General features: G+C 62.7%; 17 protein-coding genes. 11 read left to right on the top strand and 6 right to left on the bottom strand.

The features are described from left to right. Positions 1 to 91: 91 nt before the first annotated feature. Positions 92 to 520 carry a hypothetical protein gene (locus ABD928_RS06305; protein ID WP_345167173.1) on the top strand — a complete coding sequence of 143 codons (429 nt, stop codon included), beginning with the start codon at positions 92 to 94 and terminating at the stop codon, positions 518 to 520. On the opposite strand, the gene ABD928_RS06300 is transcribed toward ABD928_RS06305, so the two are convergent. Continuing rightward, positions 521 to 1132 (bottom strand): helix-turn-helix domain-containing protein, encoded by a 612-nt coding sequence (locus tag ABD928_RS06300; RefSeq protein ID WP_262984969.1) that lies wholly within the window; start codon positions 1130 to 1132, stop codon positions 521 to 523. It abuts the gene before it with no gap. Between the two features lie 198 nt (positions 1133 to 1330). On the opposite strand from ABD928_RS06300, the gene ABD928_RS06295 reads away from it, so the two are divergent. From ABD928_RS06295 to ABD928_RS06260, 8 genes are all read left to right on the top strand, one after another. Next, complete coding sequence (locus ABD928_RS06295; protein ID WP_345167171.1) at positions 1331 to 3343, top strand: serine hydrolase domain-containing protein; 2013 nt, start codon at positions 1331 to 1333, stop codon at positions 3341 to 3343. Next, positions 3343 to 4353, top strand: a complete 1011-nt coding sequence (locus ABD928_RS06290; protein ID WP_345167169.1) for a dipeptide epimerase — start codon at positions 3343 to 3345, stop codon at positions 4351 to 4353. The genes ABD928_RS06295 and ABD928_RS06290 overlap by 1 nt, the downstream gene beginning before the upstream one ends. Next, positions 4350 to 5675, top strand: a complete 1326-nt coding sequence (locus ABD928_RS06285; RefSeq protein WP_223276107.1) for a peptide MFS transporter — start codon at positions 4350 to 4352, stop codon at positions 5673 to 5675. The genes ABD928_RS06290 and ABD928_RS06285 overlap by 4 nt, the downstream gene beginning before the upstream one ends. Beyond that, a complete protein-coding gene (locus tag ABD928_RS06280; RefSeq protein ID WP_187713773.1) occupies positions 5668 to 6810 on the top strand; it encodes a dipeptidase in 1143 nt (380 codons plus the stop codon). The genes ABD928_RS06285 and ABD928_RS06280 overlap by 8 nt, the downstream gene beginning before the upstream one ends. Positions 6811 to 6922: 112 nt before the next feature. After that, positions 6923 to 9196, top strand: coding sequence for a TonB-dependent receptor (locus ABD928_RS06275; RefSeq protein WP_223276108.1), 2274 nt, complete (start codon positions 6923 to 6925; stop codon positions 9194 to 9196). A 19-nt stretch (positions 9197 to 9215) separates the two neighbouring features. Further along, entirely contained in the window at positions 9216 to 10280 is a 1065-nt protein-coding gene (locus tag ABD928_RS06270) for an N-acetyltransferase DgcN family protein (protein ID WP_345170157.1), read from the top strand. Continuing rightward, a complete protein-coding gene (locus ABD928_RS06265; protein WP_345167166.1) occupies positions 10277 to 11416 on the top strand; it encodes a YkvI family membrane protein in 1140 nt (379 codons plus the stop codon). Before ABD928_RS06270 ends, ABD928_RS06265 begins: the two co-directional genes overlap by 4 nt. Positions 11417 to 11431: 15 nt before the next feature. Next, positions 11432 to 13024 (top strand): serine hydrolase, encoded by a 1593-nt coding sequence (locus ABD928_RS06260; RefSeq protein WP_345167163.1) that lies wholly within the window; start codon positions 11432 to 11434, stop codon positions 13022 to 13024. 1 nt (position 13025) lies between these two features. On the opposite strand, the gene pgmG is transcribed toward ABD928_RS06260, so the two are convergent. Both pgmG and ABD928_RS06250 read right to left on the bottom strand, forming a co-directional pair. Then, a complete protein-coding gene (gene pgmG, locus ABD928_RS06255) occupies positions 13026 to 14408 on the bottom strand; it encodes a phosphoglucomutase/phosphomannomutase PgmG (protein ID WP_345167160.1) in 1383 nt (460 codons plus the stop codon). Positions 14409 to 14512: 104 nt separating this feature from the next. Next, positions 14513 to 15301, bottom strand: a complete 789-nt coding sequence (locus ABD928_RS06250) for a division plane positioning ATPase MipZ (protein WP_187713775.1) — start codon at positions 15299 to 15301, stop codon at positions 14513 to 14515. An 81-nt stretch (positions 15302 to 15382) separates the two neighbouring features. On the opposite strand from ABD928_RS06250, the gene panC reads away from it, so the two are divergent. Further along, positions 15383 to 16225 (top strand): pantoate--beta-alanine ligase, encoded by an 843-nt coding sequence (gene panC, locus ABD928_RS06245; protein WP_345167156.1) that lies wholly within the window; start codon positions 15383 to 15385, stop codon positions 16223 to 16225. A 78-nt stretch (positions 16226 to 16303) separates the two neighbouring features. Further along, complete coding sequence (locus tag ABD928_RS06240) at positions 16304 to 16603, top strand: SEL1-like repeat protein (RefSeq protein WP_345167153.1); 300 nt, start codon at positions 16304 to 16306, stop codon at positions 16601 to 16603. Here the strand turns inward: ABD928_RS06240 and ABD928_RS06235 are convergent. Genes ABD928_RS06235 through ABD928_RS06225 form a run of 3 tightly spaced genes read right to left on the bottom strand, consistent with a single transcriptional unit; the run spans position 16600 to position 18934 of the window. Next, positions 16600 to 17178 (bottom strand): OmpA family protein, encoded by a 579-nt coding sequence (locus tag ABD928_RS06235; RefSeq protein ID WP_345167150.1) that lies wholly within the window; start codon positions 17176 to 17178, stop codon positions 16600 to 16602. The genes ABD928_RS06240 and ABD928_RS06235 overlap by 4 nt on opposite strands. Then, complete coding sequence (gene tolB, locus ABD928_RS06230; protein ID WP_345167147.1) at positions 17175 to 18479, bottom strand: Tol-Pal system beta propeller repeat protein TolB; 1305 nt, start codon at positions 18477 to 18479, stop codon at positions 17175 to 17177. The genes ABD928_RS06235 and tolB overlap by 4 nt, the downstream gene beginning before the upstream one ends. Then, on the bottom strand, positions 18479 to 18934 hold the full coding sequence (locus ABD928_RS06225; RefSeq protein WP_187713779.1) for a YbgC/FadM family acyl-CoA thioesterase: 456 nt from the start codon (positions 18932 to 18934) through the stop codon (positions 18479 to 18481). Before ABD928_RS06225 ends, tolB begins: the two co-directional genes overlap by 1 nt. Positions 18935 to 18940 lie beyond the last annotated feature (6 nt).

Here is an 18940-nt window from a genome sequence, read left to right as displayed (position 1 = left end):
ACAGAATCGAACCGTTGCCACGGTGCCCGTCCCTTCGCCGAGACCGCCTGCAAAGACCATGGCCAGGCAAAGCAAATTCACGGACCTTCGCATGGACCTCTGCCGAACCATCGAGGAAAATCCTGATGAAGGTCCCTATTGGCGGGGTGCTTGCCCCGGTTACCCGGGATGGCGGATCGAATGGTACGAGAGCGATCTTCGACAGGGCCTCGAATTGATCGACAAGTCGGGCCGGAAAACTGACCTCCATTTGTCAGAGGTCGTCGCGCATGGAGCTTTCAACAATCTCTTGGGTGCGCCGGTGGAGTGGCGCGGGCCCAGCACGAAGGCGCCGGACACGCTCATCGTACGAATGGGCGTGGATCAGGAGGAGGAAGGCCGGCCGCAAATTAGCCGCCTGGCCGTCGTCCGCCTCTCACCGACGCCGTGCATCATCGGCGTCGTTGAACCATCGTCGGCTCAAAATGCAAAAGCGCGCGCCATCGCGGACGGAACGAAGCGCGACTGTCTCACCGAATAGCTAGGCTGCGGGCCGCCGAAGCGAGCGCACCCGCGCTGGGCCCTCATCCGCTGCGAAATCCGAATGTCCGGGGAGCGGCTCGTGCATCTGCATCAGCGAGTTCATCAGCGCGTCGTCGTCGCTGGAGCAAACGCCCAGCACCAGCGCTTCGTCACAGTCCTCGGCGGCGACGTAAGCGTGGCCCATCTTCGAATCGATGTAGATCGCCTCGCCGGCCTTCAGCGTGACCGGATCGTAGAATTCGGAGTGGACGACGATCGTGCCTTCCAGGACGTGGATATATTCCTCGCCCGAGTGTGAAACGAGTTCACCGAACTCGCTCAGGGACTTGGCCCGGATGCGGGTGAGGATGGGGATCATCCGCTTCCTACGAAGCTCGGTGCACAAGTAGTAGTAGTCGTAATTGGGAGTGGTGACGCGGATGGCGTCCTCCAGCTTCCCGATGCTCCGGCGGGCAGTCACCGCCTCAACCGACTCCGTCTCCGCGAATAGCTCCGAGATCGGAATTTGCAGCCGGTGACTGAGCTGGGCGAGCTTGTCGTAGGTCAAAGTGAGGCGATCGTTTTCGACCTTGGACAGGGTCGAAACAGGTATGCCGCTGCGCTCGCTCATCTCGCGCAGCGTCCAATTCCTGTGGGCTCTCAGCTCTTTCAGAATGCGGCCGAGAGTAGGGCGCTGGCTCAATGCTGCCGCCTCCGTAATGAGTTTGACATTTTTCCAATCAGGCTCATTATGACCTCATTCGAGACAGGTTGGCATGATAAGGTGATTTCGCTCCTTTGGGCAAATCGCTGAAAAGGGGAGAGGAAAATGCGTAAAGCGGCTGCATTCGTTGCTGCGATTCTTGGGGCTGCTGTCTTGTCTGGCGCTTCCGCCCAGACCGTTCAGCCAACGCTCGTACCCAAGCCGGCGCCTGTCAATTCTCCAAAGGTCGATACGCCTCCCGCCAATCCTGCCTTAGGAGCCCAGCCGCTCACGGCCGAGAACGTCAACGCCTGGCTCGACGGCTACATGCCGATCTCGATCGGGAAGAGCGACATTCCGGGAGCGGTCGTGGTCGTCGTCAAGGACGGGCAGATCCTCACCAGTCGCGGCTACGGATTTTCCAATGTGGAAAAGCGTACGCCGGTCGATCCTCACACGACGCTCTTCCGCCCCGGCTCGATCTCCAAGCTGTTCACCTGGACCGCCGTCATGCAGCTCGTCGAGCAGGGCAAGCTCAACCTCGACGAGGACGTCAACAAATACCTCGATTTCAAGATTCCGCCGCGCAACGGCAAGCCGGTCACCCTTCGGAACATCATGACCCACACGTCGGGTTTCGAAGAGCAAGTGATGGACCTGATCGCAGTCGATCAGAAGAAGTACGTCCCCTACGATCAGATCCTGCGCCGCTGGGTCCCGAAGCGGGTCTATGATCCAGGCACGACCCCGGCCTATTCGAACTGGGCGACCGCTCTTGCCGGCTACATTGTCAGCCGCGTCTCGGGCGAACCGTTCGAAGCTTACATTCAGCGCCATATCTTCGCACCCGCCGGTATGGGCCTGGCGTCGTTCCAGCAGCCGCTGCCAGCCAACCTCAAGCCGCACATGTCGGAAGGGTATCAGCCCGGAAGCAACAAGCCCTATGGCTACGAATATGTCGGCGTGGGCCCGGCGGGCAGCCTTGCGGCCAGCGGCGACGACATGGGCCGCTTCATGATCGCCCACCTCAACAATGGCGGGCCACTGCTGAAGCCGGCGACTGCGCAGCTTATGCATTCGACTGCGAATGATCCGATCCCAGGCCTGCAGAAGATGTCGCTCGGCTTCTATCAGTCGAACATCAACGGCCGTCCGGTTGTTTCGCATGGCGGCGACACGGTCGCGTTTCACAGCGACCTTCACTTGTTCCTGAACGACGGCGTCGGACTCTTCGTCTCGTTCAACAGCCCGGGCAAGGAAGGCGCTGCCCACGCGCTTCGCAATGCGTTGCTCGAGCAGTTCGGCGATCGCTATTTCCCGGCTCCGGCCGACGCTCGCAAGATCGACGCCAAAGCAGGCAAGGAGAATGCCGAGAAACTGGCCGGCACCTGGTCAACTTCGCGGCGGTCATTCTCGACTTTCCTCAGCATCACCGACCTGATCGGCCAGACCAAGGTTGGCGTCGGCGAGGACGGCCAGCCGCTGATTTCCGACGGTCTGTTCGCCGGCCTCAACGGCCAGCCGCGCAAGTGGATTCCGGTCGGACCGATGCTGTGGCGCGACGCCGACAGCCATGAAATGCTTGGCGCCAATGTGGTCGATGGCAAAGCGGTTCGCTTCAGCCTCGGCAGCGTCGCGCCGATCATCGTCTGGGATCGGACGCCCTGGTATCAGGATTCCGCTTGGCTTCTTCCGCTGACCTACCTCAGTCTCGCGGTCCTATTCCTGACCATGCTGTTCTGGCCGGTGCGGGCGATCGTTCGCCGCCGCTACGGGGCCGCTATCGGCGTCGAGGGAAGAGAACTGCAGGCGTATCGTGCGAGCCGCCTCGGCGCGACCGCGATCTTCCTGACCATCGTCGGCTGGATCTTCATGATTTCGACAATGTTCGGCGATCTGAACTACCTGAGCGCAAGCTTCCTGCCGGTAGTGCTTTCGTTGCAAGTGATCAGCTTCATCACCTTCATCGGAGGTGCCGCGGCGATTGTCTGGTACGCGGTCACGGTCTGGCGCCGGAAGGGCGGCTTTAGGGCGACCTGGAAGGCCAAGCTGTGGAGCCTGTTGCTGGTGGTCTCCGCCGCGACGATCCTGTGGATCGCGATTATCTATCATCTGCTTGGCTTCGCGACGAAGTACTGATGCCTCAAACGCTCTCGTATCGCGTCGAGACGCATCGTCTCGCGGCACCGTTCCGAATTTCCGGATACGTGTTTGAGGCTTCCGATGTCGTCGTCGTCGAACTCGACGACGGCCGGAATCGGGGCCGGGGCGAGGCCGCCGGAGTGTACTATCTCGGCGACGAAGCTCCGCAGATCGTGGAGGCTCTCGAACAGAACCGCGCTGCCATCGAAGCGTGCGGGAGCCGGGAGGAGGTCAGGCAGATCCTCCCTCCCGGCGGTGCCCGCAACGCCGTCGACTGCTCGATGTGGGAGCTTGAGGCACTCCGTTCGGGCATTCCCGCTCACCGCCTCGCCGGAATCGACGCGCCGCGCCCGTTGGTGACAACCTTCACGCTCGGCGCCGACGAGCCGTCGAAGATGGCCGAGGGCGCCCGCAATTATGCAAGCGCAAAGGCGATCAAGATCAAGCTGACCGGGAGCTTCGAACTCGACATCGAACGGGTCCGTGCGATCCGTGAAGCAAGGCCGGACGTCTGGCTCGGGGTCGACGCCAACCAGGGTTTCGACCGCTCGGTGCTGCCGGCACTGGTGCAGGCGATGGCCCGGCAGAATGTTTCTTTGATCGAACAGCCGCTGGCGCGTGGTTCGGAGGCGGACCTCGAAGGCTTCGAGAGCCCCATCCCCATTGCGGCCGATGAGAGCGTCCTCGACTTGGCCGATGTGCCTGGCCTCGTCGGCCGCTTTCAGGTCGTGAACATCAAACTCGACAAGTGCGGCGGCCTGACCGAGGCGCTGCTGATGGCGAAGGAGGCTCGCCGCCTCGGCCTTGGCGTGATGGTTGGCAACATGGTCGGCACCAGCCTCGCCATGGCTCCTGCGTTCATCCTCGGCCAATTGTGCGACTACGTCGACCTCGATGGACCAACCTTCCTCAAGGAGGACCGGGTTCCTAGCGTCCAGTACAGCGACGGCGAAATATGGTGCCCGGATGACGTCTGGGGCTCGCAGTCGGCGGTGCTCGCGGCGTGAATCAGCCGTCGAACTGGTTTGGTCAGCCGCGCGGACTGACCATCCTGTTCCTCACGAACATGTGGGAGCAATTCTCCTACTTCGGAATGCGGGCGCTGCTCGTCTATTACATGACCACGACGCTGGTCTTCGGGCAGGAGAAGGCGTCCAGCATCTACGGTTTCTATACGGCATTCGCTTACTTCACGCCGATCATCGGCGGGACGATTGCCGATCGCTGGCTGGGCAAGCGCCGCGCAGTGATCATTGGCGCGACGATCATGGCCGCGGGCCACTTCATGATGGCATTCCAGCCGGCCTTCTATTTCGCGCTGGCCACGATCGCGCTGGGCAACGGTCTATTCCTGCCGACGCTGCCGAGCCAGATCAACGACCTCTACAAGGCGGATGATCCGCGACGGCCGTGGGCTTACAACGTCTATTATGTCGGCGTGAACCTCGGCGCATTCCTGGCGCCTCTCATCTGCGGCTTCCTTGGCGAGACCTACGGCTGGCACTGGGGCTTCGGAGCGGCCGGTGTCGGAATGCTCGCCGGCCTCCTCATCTATTTGTGGGGCCAACCGTACCTACCCGTGGAGCGGAGCGAGGAAGGGAACACGGCTCCGGCAGCGAAATCGCATCGCGGGCGGGACACGGTGCTGCTCCTGCTCGGCATCGGCCTCGCGGTGACCATCTTTCGCGGCGCCTATGAGCAGATCGGCAATACGTTCGCTCTTTGGATGCGCGACGACGTCGACCGCACGATCGCCGGCTTCGAAGTCGGTGCGGCGATGTTCTTCTCGCTCAATCCCCTGCTGGTGATGATCATGACCCCGTTCCTGCTCGCGCGATGGAAACGGCAGGCCGCACGCGGGCGCGAGCTTTCGCCGACGCAGAAAATGGCGACCGGCGCACTGATCGTGGCGGCGTCATATCTCGTCGTTGCCGCAGCCGAGGCGCTTAGCGGGGGCGGACGCGCGCACTGGATCTGGCTGCTCACCTATTTCGTGATCTTCACCTTGGGCGAACTGTACATTCTGCCCAACGGCCTCGGCATTTTCGCTCGGCTCGCACCGCCCAAGCTCGGCGCAACCACCGTTGCATCCTGGTACCTCGCCATCTTTACCGGCAGCCTTGCGGCCGGCCAGGTGGGCAGGTTGTGGAGCCACCTCGGCCATGTCGAATTCTTCGTGCTGCTCGCGGCGATCGCGAGCGTCGCAGCAGTCCTCCTCTACAGCCTGGACGGAGCGACCAAGCGTGTCCTTGCCCAAGTCGCCGGACCCAAGCCGCGGGATGACCTGACCGACGTCCCGGAAGGCATTGCGAGGCCGCAAAATGCTTGAGGCCCGTGTCAACAGGCGAGGCGTTTTGCTCGGCGGCCTGGCGGTTGGAGCGGCCGCTTTCCCGATGATCAATCGTGGCAGTTTCGCCTTCGCGGCGGCGCCGGGAAAGACCTACTCGGCGCGGACGATCAAGCTCGTCCGCGAATCCCTGGTCATCGACATGCTCGCCCCGCTGAAGCTCGACTTCGATCCGAAGTTCTACGACCAGCCGTTCAGCGCGGCCGACCTGGCCGACTACAAGGCTTCGGGCATCACCGGCTTTCATCACAGTGTCGGCATGGGCGGTCCGGGCGCAAAGGAACAGGCGCTCGAATATCTGGCCACCTACCAGGGCTGGGTTGGCCGCCAGGCCGATCACTTCACCCTGGTCGGAACCGCGCGGGACCTCGATCGCGCCAGGGCCGACGGCAAGTTCGCAATTATCATGGGCATCCAGAATGCCGAGCATTTCGAGAAGCCGGAGGACGTCCAGGCGTTCTATCGCGCCGGGCTTCGCTGTTCCCAGCTAACCTACAACAGCCAGAACCTGATCGGCGCGGGGTCGACCGACCGCGTCGACGGCGGGGTCAGCGACTTCGGCGAGGCGATCATCAAGGAAATGAACGAGGTCGGGATGCTGATCGACACGTCGCATTGCGGCGAGAAGACCACGCTCGATGCGATCGAGCTATCGCCCAAGGCGATCGCGATCACGCATTCGAACTGCAAGGCGCTGAACCCGCATCCGCGTAACAAGTCCGACGAAGTGATCAGGAAGCTCGCCGCGAAGAGCGGAGTGATGGGCGTCACCGGTGTTCGCATGTTCGTGAAGGACCGCGATCCCACGACGGTTTCGGCTCTCGCCGATCACATCGACCATGTCGTGAAGCTCGTTGGCGTTGAACATGTCGGCATCGGCTCGGATGCCGATCTCAACGGCTACGATGACATGAAGCCGGACCAGTACAAGGCGCTGAAGGCCTCCTACAAGGCCAGCTACGCATTCCGCGACAAGATCGACATCGACGGCTTCGACCATCCCCGGAAGGTTTTCGACCTGACGGAAGAGCTCGTCCGCCGCGGCTATTCGGACTCAAGCATCAAGTTGGTTCTCGGAGGAAATTTCAGGCGCCTTCTGGGCGCAACGTGGGCCTGACGGTGGGACGCAGGCTTTGAAACAAAGGGGAATGACGATGAAAAGGCTCGGACACACTTCACGAATTGCACTGTTGGGCTCAGTCGCGGTTGTTTGCGCAGCAACGCCGTCGGTGGCTTTGGCACAGGACGCTCCCGCCGCTGCGCCGGAGGCAGCAGCACCGGCTCCGGAACCGCAGGGCGACGAGATCATCATCACTGCGCAGAAGCGCTCGGAAGCGATCCTCGACATTCCGCAGTCCGTGACAGTTGTCGGAGGCGACACGCTTGAGCGGCAACACTCCGTCACCTTCTCCGACTATTTGAGCCAGGTTCCCGGCCTTAGCCTTGAGCAAAGTGAGCCTGGCGTCGGTCGCCTGGTCCTTCGCGGTGTCAACACCGGCGGCGTTAGCTCGACCGTTGCGATCTATGTCGACGAAACGCCGTTCGGATCGAGCACGGGTCTCGTCAACGGCGCGATCCTCGCGGGCGACTTCGACACGTTCGACGTTTCGCGCATCGAGGTGCTGCGCGGGCCACAGGGTACGCTTTACGGCGCGAGCTCGCTGGGCGGTGTCTTGAAGTTCGTGACCAATGCGCCGGAGTTCGACGCATTCCATGCTCGCGGCCGCGCCGGCCTGGAGTTCGTCGATGGCGGCGGCACCGGCTACAATTTCAGCGGAATGGTCAATGCGCCGCTGGGTGACGTCGCCGCAGTTCGCGCGTCGGGATTCTATCGCAAGAACGCCGGCTGGATCGACGGTAATGGCTCCGACGCGACGTTTTTCGGCGTCGACTCGCTCGGCGGAAAGGACATCAACAAGGGCGAGAGTTACGGTGGCCGCGCCTCGGTGCTGTTCAAGCCGACATCGGAGCTTTCGATCCGGTTGACCGGCATCACCCAGCGCATTCAATCGGACGCCTCCAGCGACTCCGAGGTCGACCAGGTCAATTACAACCCGATCGGCGGGAAGCTTCGCCAGAGCCGGTGGTTCAAGGATCCCAACGAGCTCAAGTATCGGGTGCTAAACGGCGTCGTCGAATATGACTTCGGTTTCGCCTCGCTGCTGTCGTCGACCAGCTTCAGCAAGCAGGATCAGACCTTCAATATCGACGCAGTACCAATTCTTGGAACCGCACTTAATGTCCTCGTCGGGGCGCTGGTACCTGGCCAGGTCATCGGTCCGTTCCAGGATCAGCAGACCGACCTCAAGAAGTTCACGCAGGAAGTCCGCCTGGCTTCCCCGTCGAGTAACAAGTTCGAGTGGATGATCGGTGCCTACTACACGCACGAAAAGGGCAAGATCGACCAGTTCATCGGCTCGGTCGATCTGCTGACAGGGCAGTCTTTCGGGATCCCGCTGCTCGACGATCTGGCCACCGCGCGGATCGATTCCAAATATAAGGAAGTCGCAGGTTTCGCGAACGTGACCTGGCACGCGACCGACCAGTTCGACATCACCGCCGGCGCGCGTCTTGCGAAGAACGATCAATCTGCGCATCAGGTTACGGCAAGCGCGCTGGGCCTGGTCGGCGCGTCGGACTTCGTCACCAAGTCAGACGAAAGCGTGTTCACCTACGCCATCTCGCCGCGATACGAGATCAATGACCGCATGGCTGTCTACGCTCGAATCGCGAAGGGCTATCGACCCGGCGGCCCGAACGTCGTTGCGCCTCCGGTCCCGCCGGGCGTTCCGCGGACCTATTCGTCGGATACGCTGACCAGTTACGAGATCGGTCTGAAGAACAATCTCGGGCACGGGGCCTCGTTCGACATCGCCGCCTACCACCTCAAGTGGAAAGACATTCAGCTGTTCAGTGTGGTCAGCGGCGTTGGCGTGAACGTCAACGGCGGAACCGCGGCTAGCAACGGCATCGAGGCCTCGCTCCTGCTGAAGCCGGTTCCGGGAATGACGCTGGGCGTGAACGGCGCGTGGATCGATGCGCACCTGACCGAGGATACGCCTCCGCTCGCCGGCGGGTTCGACGGTGACCGGCTGCCTTACGTTCCAAAGGTCAGCTTCAGCGTGAACACCGACTACGAATGGAAGCTGTCCGGTTCGGCAACGGCCTTTGTCGGCGGCACGATCGCCTACACCGGTAGCCAGCGCGACAACTTCAACATCTCCGACATCGTCGGAGTGAATCCGGACGGAAGCTTCATCTTCGCGTTCACGCCGCAGCGGCACATCAGCGATTATGCGACGATCGACTTGCGAGCGGGGATCGAGATCGACCGCTTCACGATCGAGGCCTACGTCAAGAACCTCACCAATTCGGAAGGCGTGAACTCGCTGGCATTGCTGGAGGATCAGCTGATCGGAAACAATGTGTTGCCGGGCAACGCGATCCGCGCGGCGTTGACCCGTCCGCGGACCATCGGACTCTCCCTCACGGCAGGGTTCTAAAGGCGCGATGATCCAGGCGATGGGAACAGCGTCGGCGAGCTTGCGGGCCGGGAAGGAGGGGGAGACCTCCCGGCTCGCATTACCGCAGCCGTACCTGCTTTTCCTGGGAGACACGGTCGAAGCGGGCTTTGCGAAGACGGCATTCGGACTTCGCGACTGGGCGCCGGATTTGTGCGTTGGCGAATTCGCATTGCCGTCGGCGCGGATCGATCTCGGCCTGCCCAAGCTTTCGCCGGCCGAAGCGGCCGACCGGGGCGCACGCTCCTTGGTCATTGGCGTCGCGAACTCCGGGGGGTTCATCGCTGAGTCCTGGGTTCCGGCCTTGGTCGAGGCACTGGAGGCCGGGCTGGATATCGTCAGCGGGATGCATTCGAAGCTGATCCAGGTCCCGGAACTTCGCTACGGGGCTGAACGGCTCGGCCGGCAGCTGATCGACATCCGAACGCCCCCTGCGAACCTGCCAATTGCAACTGGGCTGAAGCGAAGCGGGAAGCGACTGCTGACGGTCGGCACCGACTGTGCGCTTGGCAAGAAATACACCGCACTATCCATTGCGCGCGGGTTTGCTGGTCGTGGCGTCGATGTTGATTTCAGAGCGACCGGCCAGACGGGAATCATGATCTCAGGAGGCGGAATCCCAATGGATGCCGTCGTATCCGATTTTGCCGCCGGCGCCGCCGAAGTGCTCAGCCCGGCTGCGGACCCGGGCCATTGGGACGTGATCGAAGGGCAGGGCTCGATCCTGCATCCCGCGTACGCAGGTGTTTCCCTAGCCCTGCTTCATGGGAGCCAGCCGGACGTTTTCGTAGTCTGTCATGACCCTGGCCGCACCCGGCTTCTTGGCGATGAGGAGTTCGCGGTACCAAGCGTTGAAGAGATCATCGATCTGACGACGCACCTCGGATCGCGGACGAACCCCAGGATCCGTTGCGGCGGTGTGTCATTGAATACATCGGCGCTTGGTTCGGAAGAGGCTGCCGGTCACTGCGCCGCAGAGTCCGCGCGGCTGGGGCTTCCGGTTTGCGATCCCATCCGTGGCGGCGAGGCGTTCGACGCCCTCATCGAGGAGTGCCTGCGCTCATGAGTTCGGCCGCGGCGCCGGATTCTGAGCACAGCTGGTTCAAGCGAATCCTACTGCCGGGGCTTGGACTCAAGGCTTTCGTCATTGGCGGGGGGTATGCGACGGGTCGCGAGCTGGCGGAATTCTTCCTGCCATCCGGCCCGCGCGGCGGCCTGCTGGCGATCGGCTTCGCGACCGTAGTGATGAGCCTCCTATCCATAGTGACCTTCGTCGTCGCGAGGCGGCTACAGGCATTTGATTACCGGACATTCTTCAAGCGGCTGCTCGGCCCCGGATGGATTGCCTTCGAGCTCGCCTACCTGCTGCTCGTGATCCTGATCCTCGCCGTCTACGGCGCCGCGGCAGGAGCGATCGTGGCTGCCGTGTTCGGTGCTCCCGAATGGGTAGGAACCGTCGCTTTGATGCTCGGCATCGCCAGCGTGGTGACCTTCGGCAATACGGCGGTCGAGCGCCTGTTCCGTGACGTCTCCTACCTGCTGTACGGCGTGTACGTGCTGTTCATCATCCTGGCGCTTTATGCGTTCGGTCACCTGATCGGCCCTGCCTTTTCCGCGCATCCGGAAACCAGCGGATGGGCGATGAACGGCCTGACTTACGCCAGCTACAACACGGTCGGCGCGGTCATCATCCTGCCGGTCCTTCGTCACCTCGTTACCGATCGCGACGCCGTCATCTCCGGACTGATCGCCGGCCCTTTGACGATGCTTCCGGCGCTCTTGTTCTTCATTCCGATGGTGGCCTTCTACCCCGCCATCAAGGACGCGCCTTTGCCGTCCGATTTCCTCCTTCAGCAGATGGGAATGCCGTGGTTCCACCTGCTGTTCCAGGCGATGATTTTCGCCGCTTTGCTCGAAAGCGGGACAAGCGCGGTGCATGCCGTCAACGAGCGCATCGATGGCGCATGGGAAGCGCGCAAGGGCGTACCTCTGACGCATCGGGCCCGGCTCGTCATCGGCCTCGCCTTGCTAGCGCTTTGCATGTTCGCGGCTGGCCGCTTCGGTTTGGTCGCGCTGATCGCGAACGGATACCGGGCGCTCGCCTACATTTTCCTCGGCGTCTTCGTTCTCCCACTGCTGACCATCGGCGTTTGGAAGATCTACCGCAACGAACGGGCGGACGAGCCGGCACTCGAGGTTTGATTGAAGGGGATTGAAATGAAGCCACGTGTCGCGTTGCGCGGGTTGTTCGCAGCAGCGTCCTTGCTTGCGCTGGGAGCCTCGGCGGATGCCGCTCCCCCGGCCGGCTTCGAGCAGCGGGTCGAGCAGCTTCGCAAGGACATTGGCGTTCCCGGTGTCAGCATCGCGATCGTCGAGGACGGGAAAGTCACGCTGGCGCACGGATGGGGCGTTCGCGACATCTCGACCAACACACCCGTCGATGCCGACACGATCTTCTTTACCGGGTCGACCGGCAAGGCGTTCACCAATGCGGCGCTGGCAACGCTGGTGGATGAAGGGAAGATCGGCTGGGACGACAAGGTCATCGATCACATGCCGGATTTCCGGATGTACGATCCGTGGGTCACGCGGGAAATGACCATCCGCGACCTGCTCGTTCATCGTAGCGGCCTCGGCCTCGGGCAGGGCGACCTGCTGTTCCTTCCGAATAGCACGCTTTCGCGCAAGGAAACCGTCCGGCGGATCCGCTACCTCAAGCCCGCGACCAGCTTTCGCAGCGGCTATGCCTACGACAACATCCTCTACATGGCGGCCGGCCAGCTGATCGAGGAGGTTAGCGGGAAGACGTGGGAGCGCTACATCCACGATCATGTCTTCGGCCCGCTGGGCATGAAGAATTCGACGGACACCGACAGGGACTTCCAGGCAAACCCGAACCACGCGCGACCGCACAGCCGCAACGATGGCCCGATTCACGGCATGGGCACGCAGGCTCCGCTCGATGAGAATGCGACGATCTCGCAGAACGCAGCACCGGCGGGCGGTCTCGCAATCAGCGCCAATGACATGAGCCGGTGGCTGCTGACCCAACTCGCACGCGGCAAGATTCCGGGCAGCGACAAGCGCCTGTTCTCGCAGGAACAATCGGAGCAGATGTGGACGGGCGTGGTGATTACCCCGGTGCCGCAATATCCGGCCGAGTTCGCGGCCGCTCAGCCTCACTACGATCTCTACGCCTTGGGCTGGGGCCTGTCCGATTATCGCGGCGCGCAGGTTGTCGGGCACGATGGTGCCGTGTTCGGGTCGCAGGCGACTGTCGCCCTGCTACCGGGGAAGAATGTCGGGATCTTCATTGCCGCCAACAGCGAGGACGGCGAGATTATCCGGGGCCTGCTATTCGAGCTGCTCGACCATTATCTCGGCTACCCCCAGGCTCAGTGGCCCGAGAAGTGGCGCGCGTTCAAGCTGGCACGGCTGAATGCGGCGGCGAAGGCGGTCCAAGCCGCCGAAGCGAAGCCTGCCAGGATCGGTCCGTCGCTGCCGCTCGCGAACTACGTCGGAGACTTCACCGACCCCTGGTACGGCACGATCAAGGTGCGCCAGGCCGGCAAGACTCTCGCCATCGAATTCCCGCACTCGACGGGAATGGAGGGGCCGTTGACGCACTACCAATACGACACGTTCAAGATGAACCCGAAGCTCGACTGGGTCGAACCGGCGTATGTCACGTTCGCGATTGGCGCCGACGGCAAGGTCGACCGCGTGACGATGAAGGCCGTTTCACCGCGTGCAGACTTCAGCTGGGACTATCACGACCTGCTGTTCACGCCCGAGTCGGCCGGGAAATAGCCTAGTGGCCGTCGCCCTCGGTCCGCTCGACGCCTGACTGCGCAAGCTGATCGTCGATCTGGGCGAGGAGGCGGTCCAGCCCTTCCTGATCGCGAGCTTCGGCCCGCGCGACCAACACGTCCTGCGTGTTCGACGCACGGAGGAGCCACCAGCCATCGTCCGTCTTCACGCGTGCACCATCCGTCGAATTGACCTCGGACCCGTTGGCCGAGACGCGCTGAAGCACTTCGGAGACGACGGCGAACTTGCGGCTTTCGTCGACCGGGAAGCGCATTTCCGGGGTGACGATGGACTTGGGCATCGCGTCCATGATCTCGGTCAGCGACCTGCCGGACTGAGCGATCGCCTCGATCAGGCGGACGGCGGCGTAGAGCGCGTCGTCGAAGCCGTACCAGCGGTGCTTGAAAAAGATGTGACCGCTCATCTCACCCGCGAGCGGAGCGCCGGTCTCCTTCATCTTCGACTTGATGAGGCTGTGACCCGTTTTCCACATCAAAGGCGTACCGCCGATCGACGCGACATGGTCGAACAGGATCTGGCTAGCCTTCACGTCGGCGATAATTGTTGCGCCCGGCTGCTCCTTGAGCACGGGTTCGGCCAGGATCATCAGCAGCTGATCGCCCCAGACGACGCGGCCTTTGCCGTCGACGGCACCGATGCGGTCGGCGTCGCCGTCGAAAGCGATGCCGAAGTCGAGGTTCTTTGCCGCAACCAAGGCCTTGAGATCGGCGAGATTGGCTTCGACCGTCGGGTCGGGGTGATGGTTAGGAAAGCGGCCGTCGACCTCGGTATGGATCGTGAAATGCTCGCCGGGCAGCTTCTGGATCAGCTTCTCCAGCGTAGGACCTCCGGCGCCATTTCCGGCGTCCCAGCCAATCCGGAACGACCCGCCTTGAAAGCCCTGGACCAAGCGATCGACGTAGCTGTCGAGGATGTCGACCTGATCGACATGCCCAAGGCCGTCGGTCCAGTCGCCGTCGGCAGCCCGACGGCCGATCTTCTGGATTTCGTCGCCGAAGACCGAGCGGCCGTTCAGCAACATCTTGAAGCCGTTGTAGTCGGACGGATTGTGGCTTCCGGTGACCTGGATGCCGCCCTGCACGCTCAGCGTCGACACGGCGTAATAGAGCATCGGGCTTGGTCCGACGCCAATGTTGTCGACGTTGATCCCGCCTTCGATCAGGCCCCTGATGAGTTCGGCCTGCAGAATCGGGGAATGCGTGCGTCCGTCGCGGCCGACCGCCAGGCGGGTCGCACCTTCGTCAGTGGCCAAGGCGGCAAACGTCCGGCCCAGCGCGTAAGCGTCAGCCTCGTTAAGCGTCTTTCCGACGATTCCGCGAATGTCGTATTCGCGAAGGATGGTGCGATCGAAGGTATGGGTCATGGAACTCACTGATTTGATTACCTGCTTGTCATTGCGAGGAGCGCAGCGACGAAGCAATCCAGGAAAGCGAGTGTGGATTGCTTCGTTGCGTCCGCAATGACGAACTAGGCGACTTTTTGTTCGATTTCGCTAACGTCCGGAATGCCGAGACCCGCGATCATCTCGCGCAACTCCTGCCGTGCGGTGATGTGGCCGATGCCGACTTCGCCTAGATGCTCATAGTCGAGCAGGGTCAGGCCCTTCGGAAAGAGCTCACGATAGATCACGCGCTCGCCGAGACCTGGAATGACGCGGAAGCCGACGCGGCGGGCCAGTTCGTCCAGCGCAGCGCCCACGCGCCGGAGGTTATGGCTCTCGATATGTTGGAGGCGATTGCGCAGAACCACCCAGTCCACGCTCTTGCCGGTGTTCTTGGCGCGCTGGGTTCGGCTGTTCCAGATCAGCTCCGCGTAAAAGCTCGGCCGCGTGATCTTGAAGTTCTCCGGGTGGACCTGGCCGATGAGGTCGAGGTCGACGAAGCTGTCGTTCATCGGCGTGACCAGAGTGTCCGCCTTGAGGATGGCGGCGCGAGCGATCGGATCGTCGCGGCCCGGCGTATCGACAACGACGACGTCGACGTCCTCGCTAAGCTCTCGCAGGGCCAGATCTAGGCCTTCGACGCTGTCGCCTTCGAATACGCGATAGCGTGCCTGGGGCAGCCTCACGTCGAGCCGCCGCATTGTGGCGTCGCGGTTCTCGAGATAGCGGGTCATGGTGCGCTGACGGCTGTCGAGGTCGAGCGCTCCGACATTGTGACCCGTCGCTGCGAGGGCGATTGCGGTGTGAACGGCGGTCGTCGACTTGCCGGTACCGCCTTTTTCATTGGCGAAGACGATGAAATGTGGCTGGGCCATGATCCCCACCCCCCTTGCACTTTTCCCACGCGGCTCCAAGAACCGCGCCCCGGTTAACGGTTTACCGAAGGGTCTGAATCCTTGCAAATAATCCGTGAAGCAAATCAGCTGCCGGCAGCCCTTATCGCCTTGAGGGCCGGGGGAAAGAGTCTTGCGCTGGTCCCGACCATGGGGGCGCTCCATGCCGGGCACCTGACGCTCATCACTGAGGCAAGGCGCGTTGCCGACCGCGTTGCCGCGACGATTTTCGTTAATCCGCTCCAGTTCGCCGCGAACGAGGACCTCGACCGCTATCCTCGACAGGAGGAGAAGGATGCGGCGCTGCTGGAGGCCGCCGGTTGCGACCTGCTGTGGCTGCCGCGGCCCGGCGAAATCTACCCGGCGGGCTTTTCGACAACCGTCAGTGTAAAGGGCGTGAGCGAGCGCTGGGAGGGCGAAGCGCGGCCGGGCCATTTCGATGGCGTCGCGACAGTGGTGGCCAAGTTGCTCTGCGCGGTGGGGCCGGACGTCGCCTTGTTCGGCGAGAAGGACTTTCAGCAGCTCGCCGTCATCCGGCGCATGAACCGGGACTTGCAGCTGGGGATCGAGATCCTTGGCGTTCCGACGGTCCGCGATGATGACGGCTTGGCTCTCTCGTCGCGCAACGCGTACCTTTCGCCGGATGAGCGGCAGCGGGCCCTGGCGTTGCCTTGGGCTCTTAACGCGGCGGCGAAGCGAATTCTGGACGGTGAAGACGTCGGTGCGGTCCTTGTCGAGGCACGCGAAGAACTGCTCACCGCAGGCTTTTCGCGTGTCGATTATTTCGCTTTGGTCAATGCGTTATCGCTGGAACCACTCGACCGCGCCGGGGGTCCGATGCGTCTGATTGCAGCAGCCACGATCGGCCGCACGCGCCTGATCGACAACATCGCCGTGGGGGTGTGACTTTGGCGTCACGACGCCGTTAACCATTTGTTTGCCATCCCGGTCCGAAAGTCGCCTCATCCAAGGGGGAGACTTCAAGTGGGTGCAGTTAGCCAGAAGAGTGCGGAGTTCCTGATCCGTAGCCGCCTCGCCGATGCCGATCGTGGCAACGTCGATGCATTGTTCGAACTTGGCGTGACCTATTCGACCGGCCGTGGGGGCATCGAGGTCGACCTTATCGAAGCACACAAGTGGTTCAATCTCGCCGCGCTCAATGGTTGCACTCGGGGGCAGCAGTGCCGCGCGGAGATCGCGATCGAAATGACCGCTCGCGAAATTGCCGAAGCCCAGCGTCAGGCACGCGCCTGGCTCGGCTCGCACCAGCGTTACGCCGCCTAACGATATCCCGGTTGCGGCTGCGGAATGGGTTGCGGCTGCATCCAGGGCTGAACCGGCTGCGGGGGCGGCTGCTTCAGGACCAGGACCACGCGGCTGTTCTGCAACCATGTGGCATCGTGGACCGCATCGCCGGTCGGTCGTTCCCGGCCCCAACTGACAATCTGGAGTTGTTCGGGCGGGACGCCTGAAGCGATCAGATAATTCCGGACTGCGGCTGCGCGCCGCTCACCAAGCGCCAAAGCATAGTCGCGGGTTTGCCGGACGTCGGCGTGACCCTCGATGCTGGCATTCACAAACGGATGCTGGATCAACCACTGCGCCTGAGCCGTCAGTGTCGCCTGCGATTGCGGCGTGAGCACATAGGTGTCGCGGCCAAACCGAACGGTGTCCGAGCCAGCCTTCATCCTCAAATCTTGCTCCAACACGGGGATGGCCAACACAGGGCCCGCGGGATAGCCGGGGCCCGGCTGCGGATATCCCTGCTGCGGGGCAGGCGGATACGGATAGGGCTGATATCCCTGGGCCGAAGCCACGCTCGGGAAGAGAGCCGAGCACAAAAGCAACGCACGCATCATTGGACCACTCCCGACCAGCTCGGGTCCGCCGCAGCTTGCGGCGTGGCGACCGCCTTTGGCTCTCCTCCGGCGGTCGATACCATCTGCAGCGAGCCTATCCCGGAGCCCTGCAGCGTGCGCTGGAACATCACCCATTCGCTGTCGGGCGACCAGGTTGGCGCCTCATCCTGCCAGCCGTTGGTGAGAATCTTCTCGTCGCCGCCGCTCGCGTTCATGATCCCTATATTGATGTTGGCGCCGGTCCAGCGGGCGAAAGCGATGCGCTCCCCGTCGGGGCTCCAGACCGGCGAGGAGTTCGATCCGCCGCCGAAGCTCAGCCTGCGCTGGCCCGACCCGTCCGAGTTCATCACATAAACCTGCTGCGTGCCTGAGCGGTCGCTTTCGAAGACGATCTGCCGTCCGTCGGGCGAAAAGCTCGGCGAGGTATCGATTCCCGGCGTAGTGGTCAGCCGTCGCGGCATCCCGCCGTTCGCATCGGCCACGTAGACGTCGCTGTTGCCGTCGACGGCGATTGAAAAGACGATTTGCCTGCCGTCCGGCGAATAGCGGGGGGCAAAGCTCATTGCACCGGACTGTACGAGCGGACGATCGTTGCCGCCATCCGCGTCTGTGATGCGCACGTTGGGCATCCCACCGGCGAAGCTCATGTAAACGACATGCTCTCCGTCCGGGGACAAGCGCGGGCTGGTAACCGTGACTTCGCCCTGGGTCAGGTAGCTGTGATCGGTGCCGTCCCAATTCATCACGGCAATGCGCTTGACCGGCTTCGTCCGCGATCCCGTCGCTGCGACGTAAGCGATACGGCTGTCGAATAGCCCAGGCCGGTTGGTGACGGCGGTGTAGAACGCGCCGGCGCAGCGGTGCGCGGCACGCTTCCACTCTGTGGCAGCCACGGCAAATCCCTTGCGGGTCATCTCGCGGCGGGACTTCAGGTCGTAAAGGTAGCAGACGACGTTGATACGGCCGTCGTCACGTGCCTGCACGTAGCCGGTGACCAAAGCACCCGCGCCGATGCCTGCCCAGTTCGGGTACAGTGGGGCGCCCGCCTCCGTCGGCGTGTAGTGCCGCAGGCCGTCGGGACCCATTGGATAGATCGCCCGGGTGGTCCGCAGGTCGGATGCGATTTGCTGCGAAATCTGAATGCCGATGACGCCGGTCTCGCCGCCGTCGGTCTTCACGTTCTTCGGTGTGGGAAACTGCGGGACCGCAAGGACGATCTGCCCACCGGACTGCGCTTGCGCGGCGCTGGTCGGCCCCAAGGCAGCGGCAGCGAGCAGGAATGTCGAACTCAATAAACGCATCACATCCCGGTCGTTATTCTGTTGAACCGCTCGACCCAGTCGCGCGGCTGGCGTTGCGGCCGGCCATCGCGGTCGAGGTAGGCGGCTGTCACCCTCGCATCCGTCAATTGTTCCGTTCCGCGGATGACTCGCTGCTGAATGTCGACCGAGGCGGCGCGAACCGCTTCGACCGTGCTGACAACGACCAGATCGTCGCCAAGCCGCGCGGGCTTGCGATATTTGATGGCGACCTCGGTGACGAAATAGGCGCTTCCGTCTCCTCTGAGTGCGGCCGCCTGGTCGACGCCGACGGCACGGATCATGTCCGACCGTGCCCGCTCCATGAACTTCAGGTAGTTTGCGTAGTAGACGACGCCGGCCGTGTCCGTGTCTTCGAAATAGACCGTCAGCGCGAAGTGATGCTCCGGTCCGACGAAACCGCCGCGATAGGGGATATCGAGCTCTGTAATGCTCATGCCATT

This window comes from Sphingomonas daechungensis (assembly GCF_039543105.1).
Taxonomy (GTDB): domain Bacteria; phylum Pseudomonadota; class Alphaproteobacteria; order Sphingomonadales; family Sphingomonadaceae; genus Sphingomicrobium; species Sphingomicrobium daechungense.
Note: the sequence above shows the minus strand (reverse complement) of the source record. Positions and strands in the feature narration are given on the sequence as shown.

Bases quoted from the DNA above. Each gene is read 5' to 3' on its own strand.
- ABD928_RS06300 (WP_262984969.1), bottom strand. From the start codon at position 1,132: ATGAGCGAGCGCAGCGGCATACCTGTTTCGACCCTGTCCAAGGTCGAA.
- ABD928_RS06280 (WP_187713773.1), top strand. From the start codon at position 5,668: ATGCTTGAGGCCCGTGTCAACAGGCGAGGCGTTTTGCTCGGCGGCCTG.
- ABD928_RS06290 (WP_345167169.1), top strand. From the start codon at position 3,343: ATGCCTCAAACGCTCTCGTATCGCGTCGAGACGCATCGTCTCGCGGCA.
- tolB (WP_345167147.1), bottom strand. From the start codon at position 18,479: ATGCGTTTATTGAGTTCGACATTCCTGCTCGCTGCCGCTGCCTTGGGG.
- ABD928_RS06295 (WP_345167171.1), top strand. From the start codon at position 1,331: ATGCGTAAAGCGGCTGCATTCGTTGCTGCGATTCTTGGGGCTGCTGTC.
- ABD928_RS06270 (WP_345170157.1), top strand. From the start codon at position 9,216: ATGGGAACAGCGTCGGCGAGCTTGCGGGCCGGGAAGGAGGGGGAGACC.
- pgmG (WP_345167160.1), bottom strand. From the start codon at position 14,408: ATGACCCATACCTTCGATCGCACCATCCTTCGCGAATACGACATTCGC.
- ABD928_RS06305 (WP_345167173.1), top strand. From the start codon at position 92: ATGGACCTCTGCCGAACCATCGAGGAAAATCCTGATGAAGGTCCCTAT.
- ABD928_RS06260 (WP_345167163.1), top strand. From the start codon at position 11,432: ATGAAGCCACGTGTCGCGTTGCGCGGGTTGTTCGCAGCAGCGTCCTTG.
- ABD928_RS06250 (WP_187713775.1), bottom strand. From the start codon at position 15,301: ATGGCCCAGCCACATTTCATCGTCTTCGCCAATGAAAAAGGCGGTACC.
- ABD928_RS06265 (WP_345167166.1), top strand. From the start codon at position 10,277: ATGAGTTCGGCCGCGGCGCCGGATTCTGAGCACAGCTGGTTCAAGCGA.
- ABD928_RS06235 (WP_345167150.1), bottom strand. From the start codon at position 17,178: ATGATGCGTGCGTTGCTTTTGTGCTCGGCTCTCTTCCCGAGCGTGGCT.
- ABD928_RS06225 (WP_187713779.1), bottom strand. From the start codon at position 18,934: ATGAGCATTACAGAGCTCGATATCCCCTATCGCGGCGGTTTCGTCGGA.